This window comes from Streptomyces sp. NPDC001093 (assembly GCF_040298985.1).
In the GTDB taxonomy this organism is placed as follows: Bacteria; Actinomycetota; Actinomycetes; order Streptomycetales; family Streptomycetaceae; genus Streptomyces.
On the sequence record NZ_JBEPBF010000013.1, the window covers coordinates 76,893 to 91,269 of the forward strand.

15 protein-coding genes and 1 pseudogene are annotated in these 14,377 nt (G+C 73.6%); 9 read left to right on the forward strand and 7 right to left on the reverse strand.

Going from position 1 to position 14,377, the window contains the following annotated elements; genetic code table 11:
• The first annotated feature begins 49 nt into the window (after nt 1–49).
• On the forward strand, nt 50–1,057 hold the full coding sequence (locus tag ABT288_RS09590; RefSeq protein ID WP_351604491.1) for a small ribosomal subunit Rsm22 family protein: 1,008 nt from the start codon (nt 50–52) through the stop codon (nt 1,055–1,057).
• A 343-nt stretch (nt 1,058–1,400) separates the two neighbouring features.
• A complete protein-coding gene (locus ABT288_RS09595) occupies nt 1,401–2,129 on the forward strand; it encodes a bifunctional DNA primase/polymerase (RefSeq protein ID WP_351604493.1) in 729 nt (242 codons plus the stop codon).
• Between the two features lie 10 nt (nt 2,130–2,139).
• Here the strand turns inward: ABT288_RS09595 and ABT288_RS09600 are convergent, their stop codons facing one another.
• Both ABT288_RS09600 and ABT288_RS09605 read right to left on the reverse strand, forming a co-directional pair.
• Nucleotides 2,140–3,132 carry an SCO2278 family lipoprotein gene (locus ABT288_RS09600; RefSeq protein WP_351604495.1) on the reverse strand — a complete coding sequence of 331 codons (993 nt, stop codon included), beginning with the start codon at nt 3,130–3,132 and terminating at the stop codon, nt 2,140–2,142.
• Nucleotides 3,092–3,265, reverse strand: a pseudogene (locus ABT288_RS09605) (iron transporter); the annotation flags it as partial. The pseudogene ABT288_RS09605 and the gene ABT288_RS09600, both read right to left, overlap by 41 nt.
• 69 nt (nt 3,266–3,334) lie before the next feature.
• Here ABT288_RS09605 and ABT288_RS09610 point away from each other — a divergent pair.
• Nucleotides 3,335–3,979: a PhzF family phenazine biosynthesis protein gene (locus ABT288_RS09610; protein ID WP_351604497.1), complete on the forward strand. Its 645-nt coding sequence runs from the start codon at nt 3,335–3,337 to the stop codon at nt 3,977–3,979.
• Between the two features lie 13 nt (nt 3,980–3,992).
• Here the strand turns inward: ABT288_RS09610 and ABT288_RS09615 are convergent, their stop codons facing one another.
• Together ABT288_RS09615 and map are read right to left on the reverse strand one after the other, a co-directional pair.
• On the reverse strand, nt 3,993–4,643 hold the full coding sequence (locus ABT288_RS09615; protein WP_351604499.1) for a biliverdin-producing heme oxygenase: 651 nt from the start codon (nt 4,641–4,643) through the stop codon (nt 3,993–3,995).
• Between the two features lie 117 nt (nt 4,644–4,760).
• Nucleotides 4,761–5,618 carry a type I methionyl aminopeptidase gene (gene map, locus ABT288_RS09620; protein ID WP_351604500.1) on the reverse strand — a complete coding sequence of 286 codons (858 nt, stop codon included), beginning with the start codon at nt 5,616–5,618 and terminating at the stop codon, nt 4,761–4,763.
• Between the two features lie 57 nt (nt 5,619–5,675).
• Here map and ABT288_RS09625 point away from each other — a divergent pair, with 57 nt between their 5' ends.
• Nucleotides 5,676–5,909, forward strand: a complete 234-nt coding sequence (locus ABT288_RS09625; RefSeq protein ID WP_351604501.1) for a hypothetical protein — start codon at nt 5,676–5,678, stop codon at nt 5,907–5,909.
• 1 nt (nt 5,910) lies between these two features.
• Here ABT288_RS09625 and ABT288_RS09630 read toward each other — a convergent pair whose 3' ends face one another.
• Nucleotides 5,911–7,188: an MFS transporter gene (locus ABT288_RS09630; protein ID WP_451334315.1), complete on the reverse strand. Its 1,278-nt coding sequence runs from the start codon at nt 7,186–7,188 to the stop codon at nt 5,911–5,913.
• A gap of 93 nt (nt 7,189–7,281) precedes the next feature.
• Complete coding sequence (locus ABT288_RS09635) at nt 7,282–7,878, reverse strand: hypothetical protein (RefSeq protein ID WP_351604503.1); 597 nt, start codon at nt 7,876–7,878, stop codon at nt 7,282–7,284.
• Nucleotides 7,879–7,993: 115 nt separating this feature from the next.
• On the opposite strand from ABT288_RS09635, the gene ABT288_RS09640 reads away from it, so the two are divergent.
• Genes ABT288_RS09640 through ABT288_RS09650 form a run of 3 tightly spaced genes read left to right on the forward strand, consistent with a single transcriptional unit; the run spans nt 7,994 to nt 10,048 of the window.
• Nucleotides 7,994–9,109, forward strand: coding sequence for a sialidase family protein (locus ABT288_RS09640; protein ID WP_351604505.1), 1,116 nt, complete (start codon nt 7,994–7,996; stop codon nt 9,107–9,109).
• Nucleotides 9,106–9,828 (forward strand): NADPH-dependent F420 reductase, encoded by a 723-nt coding sequence (gene npdG, locus ABT288_RS09645; RefSeq protein WP_351604507.1) that lies wholly within the window; start codon nt 9,106–9,108, stop codon nt 9,826–9,828. Before ABT288_RS09640 ends, npdG begins: the two co-directional genes overlap by 4 nt.
• Nucleotides 9,829–9,832: 4 nt before the next feature.
• The gene (locus tag ABT288_RS09650; protein ID WP_351604509.1) at nt 9,833–10,048 is read left to right on the forward strand and encodes a hypothetical protein; all 216 of its coding nucleotides are present in this window, start codon (nt 9,833–9,835) and stop codon (nt 10,046–10,048) included.
• Here ABT288_RS09650 and ABT288_RS09655 read toward each other — a convergent pair.
• Complete coding sequence (locus ABT288_RS09655) at nt 10,045–10,815, reverse strand: site-2 protease family protein (protein WP_351604511.1); 771 nt, start codon at nt 10,813–10,815, stop codon at nt 10,045–10,047. The two genes, ABT288_RS09650 and ABT288_RS09655, sit on opposite strands and share 4 nt — an antisense overlap.
• Nucleotides 10,816–10,933: 118 nt before the next feature.
• Between ABT288_RS09655 and ABT288_RS09660 the strand changes: the two genes are divergently transcribed.
• The gene (locus ABT288_RS09660) at nt 10,934–11,098 is read left to right on the forward strand and encodes a hypothetical protein (protein WP_351604513.1); all 165 of its coding nucleotides are present in this window, start codon (nt 10,934–10,936) and stop codon (nt 11,096–11,098) included.
• Nucleotides 11,099–11,112: 14 nt separating this feature from the next.
• A complete protein-coding gene (locus tag ABT288_RS09665) occupies nt 11,113–14,376 on the forward strand; it encodes an ATP-binding protein (RefSeq protein ID WP_351604565.1) in 3,264 nt (1,087 codons plus the stop codon).
• The last annotated feature ends 1 nt before the right edge of the window (nt 14,377 follow it).

Sequence of the window (14,377 nt, forward strand, 5' to 3'; positions counted from 1 at the left end):
GAGCCCGCAGCAGGGTCCGCACCAGCGCGGGGCGCCATAGAATCTCCGGGTGAACGCCCCCGTACCACCGGCGGAAGCCCTCCGCAGAAGCCTCGCCGACCTGCTCGACGGACTGCCGCCCACCCAGGCCGCCGGCGCCGTCGACAGGCTCATCGCCAACTACCGGGGCGACACCCCCACCCACGCCCCGATCCTCCGCGACCGCGCCGACGTGGCCGCCTACGCCGCCTACCGCATGCCGGCCACCTTCGAAGCGGTCCACTCGGCGCTGGAGGCGTTCGCGCAGGCCCTCCCCGACTGGACGCCCGGCAGCCACGTCGACGTCGGCGGCGGCACCGGCGCCGCCACTTGGGCCGTCACCGCGACCTGGCCCGGCGAGCGCGGCGTCACCGTGCTGGACTGGGCCGAGCCCGCCCTCGCCCTCGGCCGGGAGCTCGCCGCCGCCAACCCGGACCTGCGGGGCGCCCGCTGGCAGCGCGCCCGGATAGGCGCCGACCTCACCCTGGAGGCCACCGACCTCGTCACGGTGTCGTACGTCCTCAACGAGCTCTCCGAGCCCGACCGCGCCGCCCTCGTCGACGCCGCCGCGGCCGCCGCGCAGGCCGTGGTGATCGTGGAGGCCGGCACCCCGGCCGGCTACGCCCGCGTCATCGAGGCCCGCGACCGCCTGATCCACGCCGGACTGCACGTCGTCGCCCCCTGCCCGCACAGCGCCGCCTGCCCCATCGAGCCCGGCCGGGACTGGTGCCACTTCTCCGCCCGGGTCGCCCGCTCCTCGCTGCACCGCCGGGTCAAGGGCGGCACCCTGCCGTACGAGGACGAGAAGTTCTCGTACGTCGCCGCCACCCGCCTGCCCGCCGAGCCGGCCCCCTCCCGCGTGATCCGGCGCCCGCAGATCCGCAAGGGCCAGGTGCTCCTGGACCTGTGCGAGGCGGGTGAACGGCTGGCCCGTACCACGGTCACCAAACGCCACGGCCACCTGTACAAGGCCGCCCGGGACGCCGAGTGGGGAGACCCGTGGCCGCCGCAGGACCCCCCGCAGGAGCCGTCCGCGTAGCCGCGCGGGCCGGGGCGGGCAAGCAGTACGCCGTCCCGGACACCGCCGGCCTCAAGGCGGTGCTGCGGATCACGGTGGCCCGCCCCGCACGGAATCGGGACACCGTGGCCGCCGCAGGACCCCCCGCAGGAGCCGTCCGCGTAGCCGCGCGGGCCGGGGCGGGCAAGCAGTACGCCGTCCCGGGCACCGCCGGCCTCGCCGCCGGCCTCAAGGCGGTGCTGCGGATCACGGTGGCCCGCCCCGCACGGAATCGGGACCCCAGACACCCCCAAGCGCACGAAGATGGGACGATAAGGCACACTGTCCGCACAGCAGCGAGGCGACGACCAGACTGAGGGGATAGATGAGCGCGACGTTCGGCGGCCGGTCCGGCCGGCAGGGCAAACTCTCCCAGTGGCTGCTCGGACGCCGCCCGAAGGATGCCGCCGACGACGGTGGCCGTGAGGCCCTGCTGCTGGCCGCTGCCGCGGCGGGCCTGCCGCTCGCCCCCGCCGCGCACCCCGCCCCCGGCTACGGCTGTTCCTGCGACCGCGTGGGCTGTCCCACCCCGGCCCGGCACCCGGTGTCGTTCGCCTGGCAGACGCAGTCCACCACCGACCGCGCCCAGATCGAACGCTGGGCCCGGCACCAGCCGCAGGCCAACTTCATCACCGCGACCGGCATGGTGCACGACGTCCTGGACGTGCCCCTGCAGGCCGGCCGGGAGGCGCTGGAGCGGCTGCTCGGCTCCGGCGTCGAGGTGGGGCCGGTCGCCGAGAGCGACGACGGCCGCATGCTGTTCTTCACCCTCACCCGCGGCACCCCCGAGGACGAGGACGAGTGGTGGCCGTGCGAGCTGGACTGCCGCCCCGAGACCATGGACGAGCATCCGGGGCTGCGCTGGCACTGCCGGGGTTCGTACGTCCTGGTGCCGCCCGCCCGGCTCCCCGGTGACGACCAGCGGGTGCGCTGGGTGCGGGGGCCGGAGCATGCGCTGCCGGATCCGTTGAGCCTGCTGGAGGCGCTCACCGACGCCTGCGCGCGGTACGCGGGCGCCGGCCATCAGGGTGCCGCCTGGCCGCTGCGGCACTAGGCAGCGCGTCTCACTCGCCCTGCGCCGATGTAAGACCCGGCACCCGCCCCAGCACCGACACCCTGCCGCTGCCCGCCGGGTCCAAGGCGACCTCGCCCGACATGAACTGCAGCGTCAGGGACTGTTTCACCTCGCCCGTGGTCAGTGCCTGTACGTCCTTGTTCGTGACCGGCACGGTGGTTCCGGCCGCGGCGGTCTGCTTCTCGTAGTGGTGGGTGGTGAAGAACACCAGTGCCCCGCCGTCCGCCGTGCGCAGCGCCAGCGGCGCGTAACTGCCGTTCGTCAGCGGGCCGTCGATGAACTGGGTGACCAGGCCCGGCTTGCGGGCCCGCTTGGCCCGGTCCGCGCGTTCGACGCTGGTGTACCTGCCGTCGGCGAAGGCCTGACCGCCCTTCTTCAGGTACGTCGCGTACTCCTGGCTCAGCTTCCCTGGCGCGACGGCGAGCTGCTGGGAGCCGGCCGGTACCGCCTCGGCCCAGCCGTCCTTGTCCGTCTTGAACGCCGGTACCGCGCCCGGCGCCACGAGGGTGACGTACGCCACCCGCCAGCGCTCGCCGAGGTCGCCCCGGGTGAACACCATCAGCCAGCGCAGGTCGCCGGTCTTGTTGCCCTTCGCGTCGGCGACGAACCAGCGCGGCCAGCCGGCCTTCTGGGGGATCGTGACCTTCACGTCCGACAGCTTCAGCGGCACGTGGTTCGGGTTGCCGGACGGGCTGTTGGCGTGCCCGGCCTTCAGCCGCGCGGCGGTGATGTCGCCGAACGGGCCGGTCAGGTAGGGCGCGTCCAGGGAGCTGTCGTAGGCCTTGTCGGCCTTGTTGTACGCGGCCGTGAACGCGGTGAGCGCCTTGCCGGCCTCGGCGCGGGTGGCGGCGGGGAGCACCTCCCGCTCCCCGTGCACCACCACGCAACCGCTCGCCGACAGCGACAAAGCGGTCAGCGAGGCCGCTATGAGTGCGTTTCGGTCACGCCTGCGGAGCCTGCGCGGGCTGCGATCCCTGCTCATCGGGTCCCTTCACCTTCCCCTTTCCGGAGGCGAACCCTACCGGGGCGCGGAAGATCGCGAGTGCCGGGATCAGGTACAGCAGCCACACCGTGACCTGGCGGACGGTCGGCTCGGGCCGGAAGCCGAACACGCCGTCGGCAACGCCGTCGGCGGTGCCCCGCCCGGAACGCGCTCCCGGCCGCCGCGATGTTTCAATTCCCCCGTGACTGACTACGACGTACTCCGCGTCTTCTGCGGACCGGACGGCGGCTACGGCAACGAGCTCGGCGTCGTCCGCGACGGCTCGGTGCTGCCCGAGCGGAGCGACCGGCAGGAGCTGGCGGCCAAACTCGGCTTCAGCGAGACCGTGTTCGTGGACGACCCCGAGCGCGGTGTGATCGACATCTACACGCCCACTCTGCGCCTGCCCTTCGCCGGTCACCCCTGCGTCGGCACCGCCTGGCTGCTCGACGTGCCCGAACTGGTCACGCCCGCCGGTGTCGTCGGTGCCCGGCTGGACGGCGAGTTCAGCTGGATCGAGGCACGCGCGGAGTGGGCGCCGCCACGCACCCTGCGGCAGTACGGCAGCGCCGCCGAGGTCGATGCTCTTCAGATCCCGGCCCCCGGCGAGTGGATCTACGCCTGGGCCTGGGAGGACGAGGCGGCCGGACGGATCCGCGCCCGCGCCTTCCCCGGCCGCGACGACGGCATCGACGAGGACGAGGCCACCGGCGCCGCCGCCCTGCTCCTCACCGACCGGCTGGGCCGCGCCCTGAACATCACCCAGGGCAAGGGCTCCCAGATCCTGACCGCGCCCCAGCCGGAAGGGTGGGTGGAGGTCGGGGGCCGGGTGTTCCTGGAGCGCTAGTCGCCCCCGGGTGTCAGGCGCTCAGCGGGAACTCGTCCCCGAGTGCCCGGAACACCGCGGTGTTCAGGGCGAAAGCCCGCCTGCACTCCCCGACGACCCGCTGCTTCTCCAGGTCGTCCACCCGTATCCCGTCGAGCAGCTGCCGGTAACTCCGCTTGAACGCGGCCGGGTTGGGGACGCCGTCGAAGACGTAGAAGCGGACGCCGTCACCCTTTCTGGTGAAGCCCCAGGTCTTCTCCGCCCGGTCGCGGATGATCTGGCCGCCCGACAGGTCGCCCAGGTACCGCGTGTAATGGTGGGCGACATAGCCGCCGGGCCAGCGCTCGGCGCACTCGCGGACCCGGGCCGCGTACTCCCGCGTGGCGGGCAGGGGGCTCAGGGTCGCCCGCCACCCCGGCCCCCGCAGATGCGCCAGGTCCCGCTCCAGCGCGGCCAGCCGGAACAGCTCGGGCCGGACGAACGGCCCCGCCACCGGGTCCGCCGCCAGCCGTCCGGCGCCGCGCTCCAGTGCGTCGTACACGAACCACAGCTGCTCGGTGTAGCGCGCGTAGGCGGCCACGCCCAGCCGGCCGCCGAGCAGGTCGCTCATGAACGCCGACGTCTCCGCCTCGCCGTGTGCCTCATGGGACGCGGTGCGGATGAGGGTGGAGAAGGAGGAGTCCATGAGGCCGTCCCAATCTTGCACGACATCTTGCCGACATCCTGTCGGTAAAAGTCTACAAGAGAAAGCCCGCCCTCGCAGAGGGCGGGCCGTGCGGTCGTGGCAGGAGCGAGCGCGGCGTTACGGCAGGGTCAGGATGTCCGCGCCGGTCTCCGTCACCACCAGCGTGTGCTCGAACTGGGCCGTCCGCCTGCGGTCCTTCGTCACGACCGTCCAGCCGTCGTCCCACATGTCGTACTCGTGGGTGCCCAGCGTCAGCATCGGCTCGATCGTGAACGTCATGCCCGGCTGCATGACCGTCGTCGCGTGCGGGCTGTCGTAGTGCGGGATGATCAGGCCGGAGTGGAACGAGGAGCTGATGCCGTGGCCGGTGAAGTCGCGGACGACCCCGTAGCCGAAACGCTTGGCGTAGGACTCGATGACCCGGCCGATGACATTGATCTGCCGGCCCGGCCTGACCGCCTTGATCGCGCGGTTCAGGGCCTCCCGGGTCCGCTCCACCAGCAGCCGGGACTCCTCGTCCACGTCGCCGACCAGGTAGGTGGCGTTGTTGTCGCCGTGCACCCCGCCGATGTACGCCGTCACGTCCAGGTTGACGATGTCGCCGTCCCTGAGGACCGTCGAGTCCGGGATGCCGTGGCAGATGACCTCGTTGACGGAGGTGCACAGGGACTTCGGGAAGCCGCGGTAGCCGAGCGTGGAGGGGTAGGCGCCGTGGTCGCACATGTACTCGTGGGCGACCTTGTCCAGCTGGTCCGTGGTGACCCCCGGCGCGATGATCTTCGCGGCCTCCTCCATCGCCTGCGCGGCGATACGGCCGGCGAGCCGCATCGCCTCGATGGTCTCCGGACTCTGCACCTCCGGACCGGTGTACTGCGCCGGCGCGGGTTTGCCGACGTACTCGGGGCGGCGGATGTTTCCGGGGACCGAACGGGTGGGGGACAGCTCCCCCGGCACGAGCAGCGACTGGCCAGACATGCAGCGAGTCTATCGAGCCGAGTTGGGGGATCATGTCGTTGGCGAGAGGAGCTGTCCATGCCCCTGTTCAAGAAGCGCACCGTCGGCAAGCCGGGCGAGTGGTACTACTGCCTGGAGCACAAGAAGGTCGAGGAGGGCCCGGAGTGCCCGGGCAAGGACCGCTTCGGGCCGTACGCCTCGCCCGAGGAGGCCCGGCACGCCATGGAGACGGCCGCCGAGCGCAACCTCCAGTGGGAGAACGACCCGCGCTGGCACGACGCGCAGGCCGGCGGGAGCGGCGAGGAGGACTGAATCAGGCCTGTACGGCCGTGCGCCGCTCGCGCATCCGTACCGCGTGCTCGTTGGTGCGGGCGTCGTACGTCATGAGCCCCGGCAGGCACAGCGCGAGCAGTCCCATGGCGCCGGCGCAGGCCAGGCCGCCGGAGACGACGGAGGTCCGCACGCCCGCCCAGGCGGCCATGCCGCCCGCCCGGACCTGGCCGAGCTGCGGGCCGACCGAGTAGGACAGCAGCTCGATCCCGGCGAGCCGGCCGCGCAGCTCGTCCGGGATCGTCTGGTTCCACATGGCCGACCGGAAGATCCCGCTGACCATGTCGAAGCCGCCGCCGGCGGTCAGGAACAGCAGGACCAGCCACAGGTTTCCGCAGACACCGGCCGCCGCGACGGCGATGCCCCAGCCGGCGGCCGACAACAGCACCACCAGCCCGTGCCGGTGGACCCGGGAGGCCCAGCCGCCGGTCAGGCTCACCAGCATCGCGCCGGCCGGGACGGCGGCGTACATCAGGCCGAGCGCCCAGTCGGCGTGCAGCTCGTCGGCGAGGAACGGCAGCACCGCGAGCGGCATGGCCAGGAACATCGCCGCGAGGTCGACGACGTAGGTGCCGAGGAGCTCCTTGCGGCTCCAGGCGTACCGGGCGCCTTCCAGGATGGCGTTCAGGGAGGGCTTCGACGCCTCGTGGGAGGCGGGGGAGGGGGCGGTCCGGATCATGTACGCCAGCGAGACGACGAAGGTCAGCAGGTCGGCGGCGTACGCCCAGCCGAGGCCCGCGTAGGCGACGACCACGCCCGCGACGGCCGGGCCCGCGACGCCGCCGACGGTCCAGCGCAGGGAGTTCAGCGAGGCCGCGGCGGGCATGTCGTCGTGGGCGACGATCCGGGGCCAGAGGGAGTCCAGGGCCGGGCGCTGGACGGAGACCAGGGCGGAGGAGAGGGCGGCGACGGCGTACAGCGGCCAGACCGCGGGGTGCGGGAGCAGGGCGTTGAGCAGCAGGGCGGCGCTGAGCAGGCCCTGACCGGCCTCCGTCCGCACGATGAGCTTCCGCTTGTCGAGCGCGTCGGCGAGGGCGCCGCCGTACAGACCGCACACGATGAGCGGCAGCAGCTCTACGGCGCCGATCGCGCCCACCGCCGCGGTCGACTCCGTCAGGTCCTTCAGCTGGACCGGGAGCGCGACGAAGGTGAGGAAGCTGCCGAAGTTGCTGATCAGCCCCGACTTCCAGAGTCGGCGAAAGTCCGCGGAGGACTTCCAGGGGGCGAGGTCGGGGAGGAGGGCGCGGCTCACTTCAGGCATGTTCGATTGGGCGGAGTCCAGGGGCAACTGCTTTTCCCGGCCCCCTGGGAGCCCCGGCCCCAGACCCCCGTTTTCCTGCGCGGGCGGGCAAGGTCACCAGGGGGCCGGCGGCGGTGCCGTCAAAGCTTCCGCCAGCCTCGCCCACCTGTCCCGGAACCCCCGCCGCGCCCTCGGAGAGCCCCGGTTCTCCCCGGCCGCCGCGCTGACCAGGTGCTGGACGGTGTCCAGGTCCAGCTCCGCCCCCTCCGGCACGGCCAGCGTGTCATGGGCCATCGCGGCAAGGTCGCCGCCACCCGCGCCCAGCGCGAGCACCGTCACCCCGGCCCGGCGCGCGTCGTGCACGCGTTCCAGCAGCGGCGCGGGCTCCTCGGGGGCCACGACCAGCAGGGTCTCACCCCGCCGCGCCGCCTCGATCCGGCCCGGCCCCACGGCCAGGTGCGGCGGGTCCGAGGGGCGCGCGTGATGCCGTACCAGGGTCGGGGCCAGCTCGGGCGTCCCGGACCACGCGGCCTCGTCCACCAGATGCGCCGCCAGGTGCCACGGCTCGTACTCCGGCGTGCCCACCAGCAGCAGTCCGCCCCCGTGCGCCACCACCGACCCGCGCAGCACCCCCGCGAACCTCCGGGTGGCCCCCAGCCACTCGGTCCCGGCGAGCACTTCCCGCAGCAGTGCGACCCGTACGGCGTCCATGCGCCCGCATCCTGCCGCAACCGGTCACCCGTGACGCGGAGTTCACCCGGAATTCGCCCGCCCCGGGGACGTACAACACCACATCCGTACCGTCGGCGTCCCCAGGAGCCGCCCGATGACCGACGTCACCGTCCCCTTCCGCGCCGGACGCGAGGGCTATGCCGCCTACCGGATACCGGCCGTCGTCGCCACCCGCGCCGGCACACTGCTCGCCTTCTGCGAGGGCCGCGCCGACTCCGCCGCCGACCACGGGCACATCGACATCGTGCTCAAGCGGTCCACGGACGGCGGCCGCACCTGGGGGCCGCTCCAGGTCGTCGCGAGCAACGGCGACGACCTCGCCGGAAACCCCGCCCCCGTCCTCCTCGACACCGGCCGCATCCTGCTCGTGCACATCCGGGCCGCCGCCACCGCCACCGAGGCCGCCGTCCTGCGCGGCCAGGTGCCCGACGCCGACGGGCGGCGGGTGTGGGCGCAGCACAGTGACGACGAGGGGGCGACCTGGTCCGCACCCCGGGAGATCACCGCGCAGGTGAAGAAGCCCGGCTGGCGCTGGTACGCCACCACCCCCGGCCACGCCCTCCAGCTGAGCACCGGCCGCGTACTCGTCCCCGCCAACCACACCCTGCCGCCCACCGGCACCGACACCGGCGCCGAGCCGCGGTACAACAGCGGCCACTGCCTGCTCAGCGACGACCGGGGGGAGTCCTGGTGCCTCGGGTACCTCGACGAGAACACCGACGGGTACATCAACGTCAACGAGACCACCGCCGCCGAACTCCCCGACGGCCGCGTCTACTTCAACACCCGCAACGACAGCCCGTCCCCCGGCAACCGCGCCGACGCCCACTCGGCGGACGGCGGCAGGACACTCGTCAGACCCTTCCGGCCGCAGGCCGGGCTCACCGCACCCGTCTGCGAGGCCTCCGTCCTCCAGCTCCGGGGCCCCGACCTGCTCCTCTACTCCGGCCCGGCCGACCCCGCCTTCCGCGCCCTGATGACGATCCGCGCCTCCACCGACGGCGGCACCACCTGGCGCACGGCGTTCACCGTCGACGGACTGCCCGCCGCCTACTCCGACCTGGTCCGCGTCGACCCGGACACCGTCGGACTCCTCTACGAGACCGGCGACTTCAGCGCCTACGAGACCATCACCTTCCGCAGGGTTGCGGTGGAGCGGCTCGGGTGGGCCGGTGCCGTACCCCCGGCGGACGTAGAGTCGCACCCATGACCTCTACGACCTCCACCGACAGCGCACAGACCCCGGCCAAGGCCCCCGCCAAGGACCCCTGGGACCTGCCCGACGTCTCCGGGTACGTCGTCGGCGTGCTCGGCGGCACCGGACCGCAGGGCAAGGGCCTCGCCTACCGGCTCGCCCGGGCCGGCCAGAAGGTGATCATCGGCTCCCGGTCCGCCGAGCGCGCCCAGGCCGCCGCCCAGGAGTGCGGCCACGGCGTCGAGGGCGCCGACAACGCCGAGGCCGCGCGCCGCAGCGACATCGTGATCGTCGCCGTACCGTGGGACGGCCACGGCGACACGCTGAAGGCCCTGCGCGAGGTACTGGCCGGCAAGCTCGTCGTGGACTGCGTCAACCCCCTCGGTTTCGACAAGAAGGGCGCCTACGCGATCAGGCCCGAGGAGGGCAGCGCCGCCGAGCAGGCCGCCGCCCTGCTGCCCGACTCCCGGGTCGCCGCCGCCTTCCACCACCTGTCCGCCGTGCTGCTCCAGGACCCGGAGATCGAGCAGATCGACACCGACGTGATGGTGCTGGGCGAGGAGCGGGCCGACGTCGAGATCGTGCAGGCCCTCGCCGGGCGCATCCCCGGCATGCGCGGCGTCTTCGCCGGGCGGCTGCGCAACGCCCACCAGGTCGAGTCGCTGGTCGCGAACCTGATCTCCGTCAACCGCCGCTACAAGGCACACGCCGGGCTCCGCGTCACCGACGTCTGAGCGCATGGGGGACACTGTTCGTCGTAGCAGTGTCCCCCGCAAGGAGCCGACCCCCATGCCCCGCATCGCCCTCTGCACCCTCGTCGTCTGCGTGCTCGCGGTGGCCGCCGCCGTCGTCTCGTTCGTCCAGGGCAGCTGGCTGGGGATCGTCTGGGTACTGCTGGCGGGCCTGACGTCCAACATGACCTGGTACTACATCAAGCGCGACCGGGCGGCCTAGGCCCAGAAGCGGTAGAGGCTCCAGCCGTACGACGTGTCCCAGTCGCTGACTCCCAGTACGCGCAGGATCGCGTGGATCATGTTGAAGAACGTGATGTTGATCGACGGCACCCACAGCAACGCGAACACGAACAGCAGGCCGAACTGCGCGAACGGCTCCACCTGCCGCTTGACCCTGTACGACAGCCAGGGCTCGATGACGCCGTAGCCGTCCAGGCCCGGCACGGGCAGGAAGTTCAGGATCGCCGCCGTCACCTGCAGCAGGGCCAGGAAGGCGAGCGCGAACCGGAAGTCGCTCGGTACGCCGTCCAGCGCGTGCAGCCAGAACGGGGCGGTGCACACGACCGCGAACAGCACGTTCGTCAGCGGGCCCGCCGCCGAGATCAGGCTGTGCCGCCAGCGGCCCCGGATCCGGCCGCGCTCGATGAACACCGCACCGCCGGGCAGACCGATCCCGCCCATGATCACGAAGACGACCGGGAGCACGATGCTCAGCAGCGCGTGGGTGTACTTCAGCGGGTTCAGGGTCAGGTAGCCCTTCGCGCCGATCGTGATGTCGCCGCTGTGCAGGGCCGTGCGCGCGTGCGCGTACTCGTGCAGGCACAGGGAGACGATCCAGGCCGCCGTCACGAACAGGAACACCGCGACGCCCGGCTGTGCCGCAAACCCCGTCCAGGTGGCCCAGCCCGTCACCGCCGTCACGGCCAGGATCCCGACGAACACGGGACTGACCCGGCGGTCGCCGCGGCGGGTGGTGGCGGTGGTCATCGGCGGGCTCCTGTGCGGTGGGGACGGGGTGGGGAGGGTGCGGAGTGCGACCGTACCGGCCGCGCCCCCGCGGGGGAAACGTCTCGCGCTCGCCGTCCGGTTCCTGGACCCTGGGGGGATGCCACGGATGAGGGTGTTCTGCGAGGACGGGCGGACGGAGTGGTTCGAGGAGGTGGACCGCGGCGCGGTGGACGGGCTCGGGAGGGTGCGCCGCACCCGTGGCGTCCTCGTCACCCTGGAGCTCCCGGACGGCGCGCCGCCGGAACCCGGTGACCGCCGGTGACCGCTGCGGCGACAATGGACCCCGTGCGCTTTTCGCTGCTCGGCACCACCCAGGTACTCCGCCCCGACGGTACGGCCGTCCCGGTCGGCGGGGCGCGGCTGCGCGCCCTGCTGGGCGTGCTCGCGCTCCGGGCCGGGCGGACCGTGCCCGCGGGCGTGCTGGTCGACGAGGTCTGGGGCGCCGACCCGCCCGCCGACGCCGCCGGGGCGCTCCACGCGCTGGTCGGCCGGCTGCGCCGTACCCTCGGCGCGGACGCCGTCGCCTCCGCCGAGGGCGGCTACCGGCTCACCGCCGGGCCCGACGACGTCGACCTGACCCGCTTCGAGCGGCTGACCGGCGACGGCCTGCGGGCCCTCGCCGACGGCGACCCGGCCAAGGCCGCCGCCGTCCTGGACGACGCGCTCGCCCTGTGGCGCGGCCCCGCCCTCGCCGACCTGCCCGACCACCACGCCGAGGCGGCCCGCTGGGAGACCCGTCGGCTGGACGTCCTGCGCGCCCGGCACGCCGCCGCCCTCGCCCTCGGCCACGCCGAGCAGGTGCTGCCCGAGCTGACCGCCCTGTGCGACGACCACCCGCTGGACGAGCCGCTGCAGGCGCTGCGGCTGCGCGCCCTGCGCGACGCCGGCCGCCCGGCCCAGGCCCTCGCCGCCTACGAGGACGTACGACGGCTGCTCGCGGACCGGCTCGGCTCCGATCCCGGGCCGGACCTGCGCGCCCTGCACGCCGAGCTGCTGACCGCCGAGGAACCCCCGGCGCCGGGGCCCGTGCCGACGGCTCCGGGCAATCTGCCCGCCCGGCTCACCTCCTTCGTCGGCCGGGAGACCGACATCGAGGCCATCGGCGCCGATCTGACCGCCGCCCGCCTGGTCACCCTGCTCGGCCCGGGCGGCGCCGGGAAGACCCGGCTGTCCCAGGAGGCCGCCGACGCGGTACGGCACACCGTCCGGGACGGGGCGTGGCTGGCCGAGCTGGCGCCCGTGGACGACCCCGAGGCCGTACCGCAGGCCGTGCTCACCGCGATCGGCGCCCGCGACACCGTGCTGCACGGCGCCGGCGCCGAGAGCATCCGCGCGGTCACCGACCGGTACGACGACCCCCTCGAACGGATCGTGGAGCACTGCGCCCGGCGCCGGATGCTGATCATCCTGGACAACTGCGAGCATGTGATCGAGGCCGCCGCCCGTCTCACCGAGCGCCTGCTGGCCCGCTGCCCGCAGCTGACGGTGCTCGCCACCAGCCGCGAACCCCTCGGCGTACCGGGGGAGCGGGTGCGCCCGGTGGAGCCGCTGCCCGAGCCGGTCGCGCTGCGGCTGCTCGCCGACCGGGGCGCGGCGGCCCGGCCCGGATTCCGGATCGAGGACGACCCGGAGGCCTGCGCGGAGATCTGCCGGCGGCTCGACGGACTCCCGCTCGCCATCGAGCTGGCGGCGGCCCGGCTGCGGATGCTGGGCCCGCGCCAGATAGCCGACCGGCTCGACGACCGCTTCCGGCTGCTCACCTCCGGCAGCCGCACCGTCCTGCCCCGCCAGCAGACCCTGCGGGCCGTCGTGGACTGGTCCTGGGAGCTGCTCGACGCGGACGAGCGGGACGTCCTCGCCCGGCTGTCCGTCTTCGCGGGCGGCTGCGACCTGGCCGCCGCCGAGGCCGTGTGCGGGCCCGTCGCCCTGGACGCGCTCGGCTCCCTGGTCGACAAGTCCCTGGTGGTGGCCGCGCCTTCGGCGGAGGGCGGGATGCGCTACCGGCTCCTGGAGACCGTCGCCGAGTACGCCGGCGAACGGCTGGACGAGACCGGGCACCGCGCCGACGCCGAGCGCGCCCATCTGACGTACTACCGCGAACTCGCCCGCACCACCGACCTGTTGCTGCGCGGCCCCGGGCAGCGCACCGCCATCGACCGGTTCCAGCTGGAGTACGAGAACCTGCGCACCGCGCTGCGGCACGCCGTCGCCGCGGGGGACGAGCAGGAGGGGCTGTGCCTGGTGCTGTCCCTGGTGGTCTTCTGGCAGATGCGGGACCAGCGCATCGAGACCCGCACCTGGTGCGAGGAGGTCATGGCGCTCGGCCCCGACCCCTTCGCCGCACCCGTACGGCCTGCCGCGCCGCTGGGGCAGCGCTGCACCGACGCCCCGCCCCCGTACACCGGCGAGGTCCTCGCCGAGGCCCGGCGCGGCGTCCACCTGGCCCACCTCTCCTGCATGGACCACGACCTGGAGTCGTGGCAGACGCCCGAGGCACAGGCCAAGCTGCGTGCCATCGTGGAGACCTACGAGCCCGGCATGCCGCAGACCTGCCGGGTGCCCGGCCTGCTCTGGTTCTTCGCCGTCATGCTCACCGGAGGGGCCGAGCGGATGTGGGCCGTCGTCGACGCCTGCGTCCGGACCTGCCGCGAGACCCCCGGTTACGAGTGGGACCTGGCCAATACCCTGCAGCTGCGCGCCAACCTCCTCGCCAACCGCGCCGAATGGGCCGGCAACGCCACCCGTGACGCCGAGGAATCGCTGGAGATCTTCCGCCGGCTCGGGGACACCTGGGGCATCGCCGAGGCGTTGTCCGCCCGCGGCGAGGCCCACGAACGCCAGGGCGCCTACCGTGAGGCCGCCGCCGACTACCGGGCGGCCATCGGGCACGCCGAACGCCTCGGCGCCCGCGGCCAGGTGGCCATCCTCCGCGCCCGCCTCGGCAGCGTGCTCATGGAGACGGGCGACCTCGAGCGCGGCGAGCAATTGCTCCGGGACGTCATCGCGAGCCAGGACGGCTCCCACAACGAGGCGATGCCCGCCGCCCGGCTCTTCCTCGGCTGCTGGCTGGGCCTGACCGGTCGCATCGCCGAGGCCCGGGAGCAACTGCGCCTGCTGCGCGAGGAGTTCAAGATCGCGCACTTCGTCGTCTTCGACTCCATGATCCTCACCCAGGAGGCCTGGCTGGACGCCCTCGACGGCCGTGCCGAGGACGCCCTGGACCGGACCCGGCGGGCGCTGGAGCTCGCCCGGGACCCGCTGACCAGGACCATCGCCCCGCACATGGGCTCCGTCTGCCTCTACACCGCCGCGATGGCCCTGGCCCGCCTCGACGGCGGCGGCCGCGCCGCCGACGCCGCCCGCTGCCTGGGCGCCGCCCACGCCCTGCTGCCGCCCGGGCACGTCCTCTCCGGCGTCGAGCGCCGGTGCCACGACATGGCCGAGGAGCGGATCCGGGAGTCCCTGGACGAACCCGCCTACCGGGCCGCGTACGCCGAGGGCGGTGGCCTCTCCCTCGCGGAGGCCACCGCCCTGGTGTGAC

Excerpts from the sequence above, each read along its gene's own strand:
- ABT288_RS09595 (WP_351604493.1), top strand. The coding sequence starts at position 1,401 with ATGAGCGCGACGTTCGGCGGCCGGTCCGGCCGGCAGGGCAAACTCTCC.
- ABT288_RS09600 (WP_351604495.1), bottom strand. The coding sequence starts at position 3,132 with ATGAGCAGGGATCGCAGCCCGCGCAGGCTCCGCAGGCGTGACCGAAAC.
- ABT288_RS09615 (WP_351604499.1), bottom strand. The coding sequence starts at position 4,643 with ATGGACTCCTCCTTCTCCACCCTCATCCGCACCGCGTCCCATGAGGCA.
- map (WP_351604500.1), bottom strand. The coding sequence starts at position 5,618 with ATGTCTGGCCAGTCGCTGCTCGTGCCGGGGGAGCTGTCCCCCACCCGT.
- ABT288_RS09625 (WP_351604501.1), top strand. The coding sequence starts at position 5,676 with ATGCCCCTGTTCAAGAAGCGCACCGTCGGCAAGCCGGGCGAGTGGTAC.
- ABT288_RS09630 (WP_451334315.1), bottom strand. The coding sequence starts at position 7,188 with ATGCCTGAAGTGAGCCGCGCCCTCCTCCCCGACCTCGCCCCCTGGAAG.
- ABT288_RS09635 (WP_351604503.1), bottom strand. The coding sequence starts at position 7,878 with ATGGACGCCGTACGGGTCGCACTGCTGCGGGAAGTGCTCGCCGGGACC.
- ABT288_RS09640 (WP_351604505.1), top strand. The coding sequence starts at position 7,994 with ATGACCGACGTCACCGTCCCCTTCCGCGCCGGACGCGAGGGCTATGCC.
- npdG (WP_351604507.1), top strand. The coding sequence starts at position 9,106 with ATGACCTCTACGACCTCCACCGACAGCGCACAGACCCCGGCCAAGGCC.
- ABT288_RS09650 (WP_351604509.1), top strand. The coding sequence starts at position 9,833 with ATGGGGGACACTGTTCGTCGTAGCAGTGTCCCCCGCAAGGAGCCGACC.
- ABT288_RS09655 (WP_351604511.1), bottom strand. The coding sequence starts at position 10,815 with ATGACCACCGCCACCACCCGCCGCGGCGACCGCCGGGTCAGTCCCGTG.
- ABT288_RS09660 (WP_351604513.1), top strand. The coding sequence starts at position 10,934 with ATGCCACGGATGAGGGTGTTCTGCGAGGACGGGCGGACGGAGTGGTTC.
- ABT288_RS09665 (WP_351604565.1), top strand. The coding sequence starts at position 11,113 with ATGGACCCCGTGCGCTTTTCGCTGCTCGGCACCACCCAGGTACTCCGC.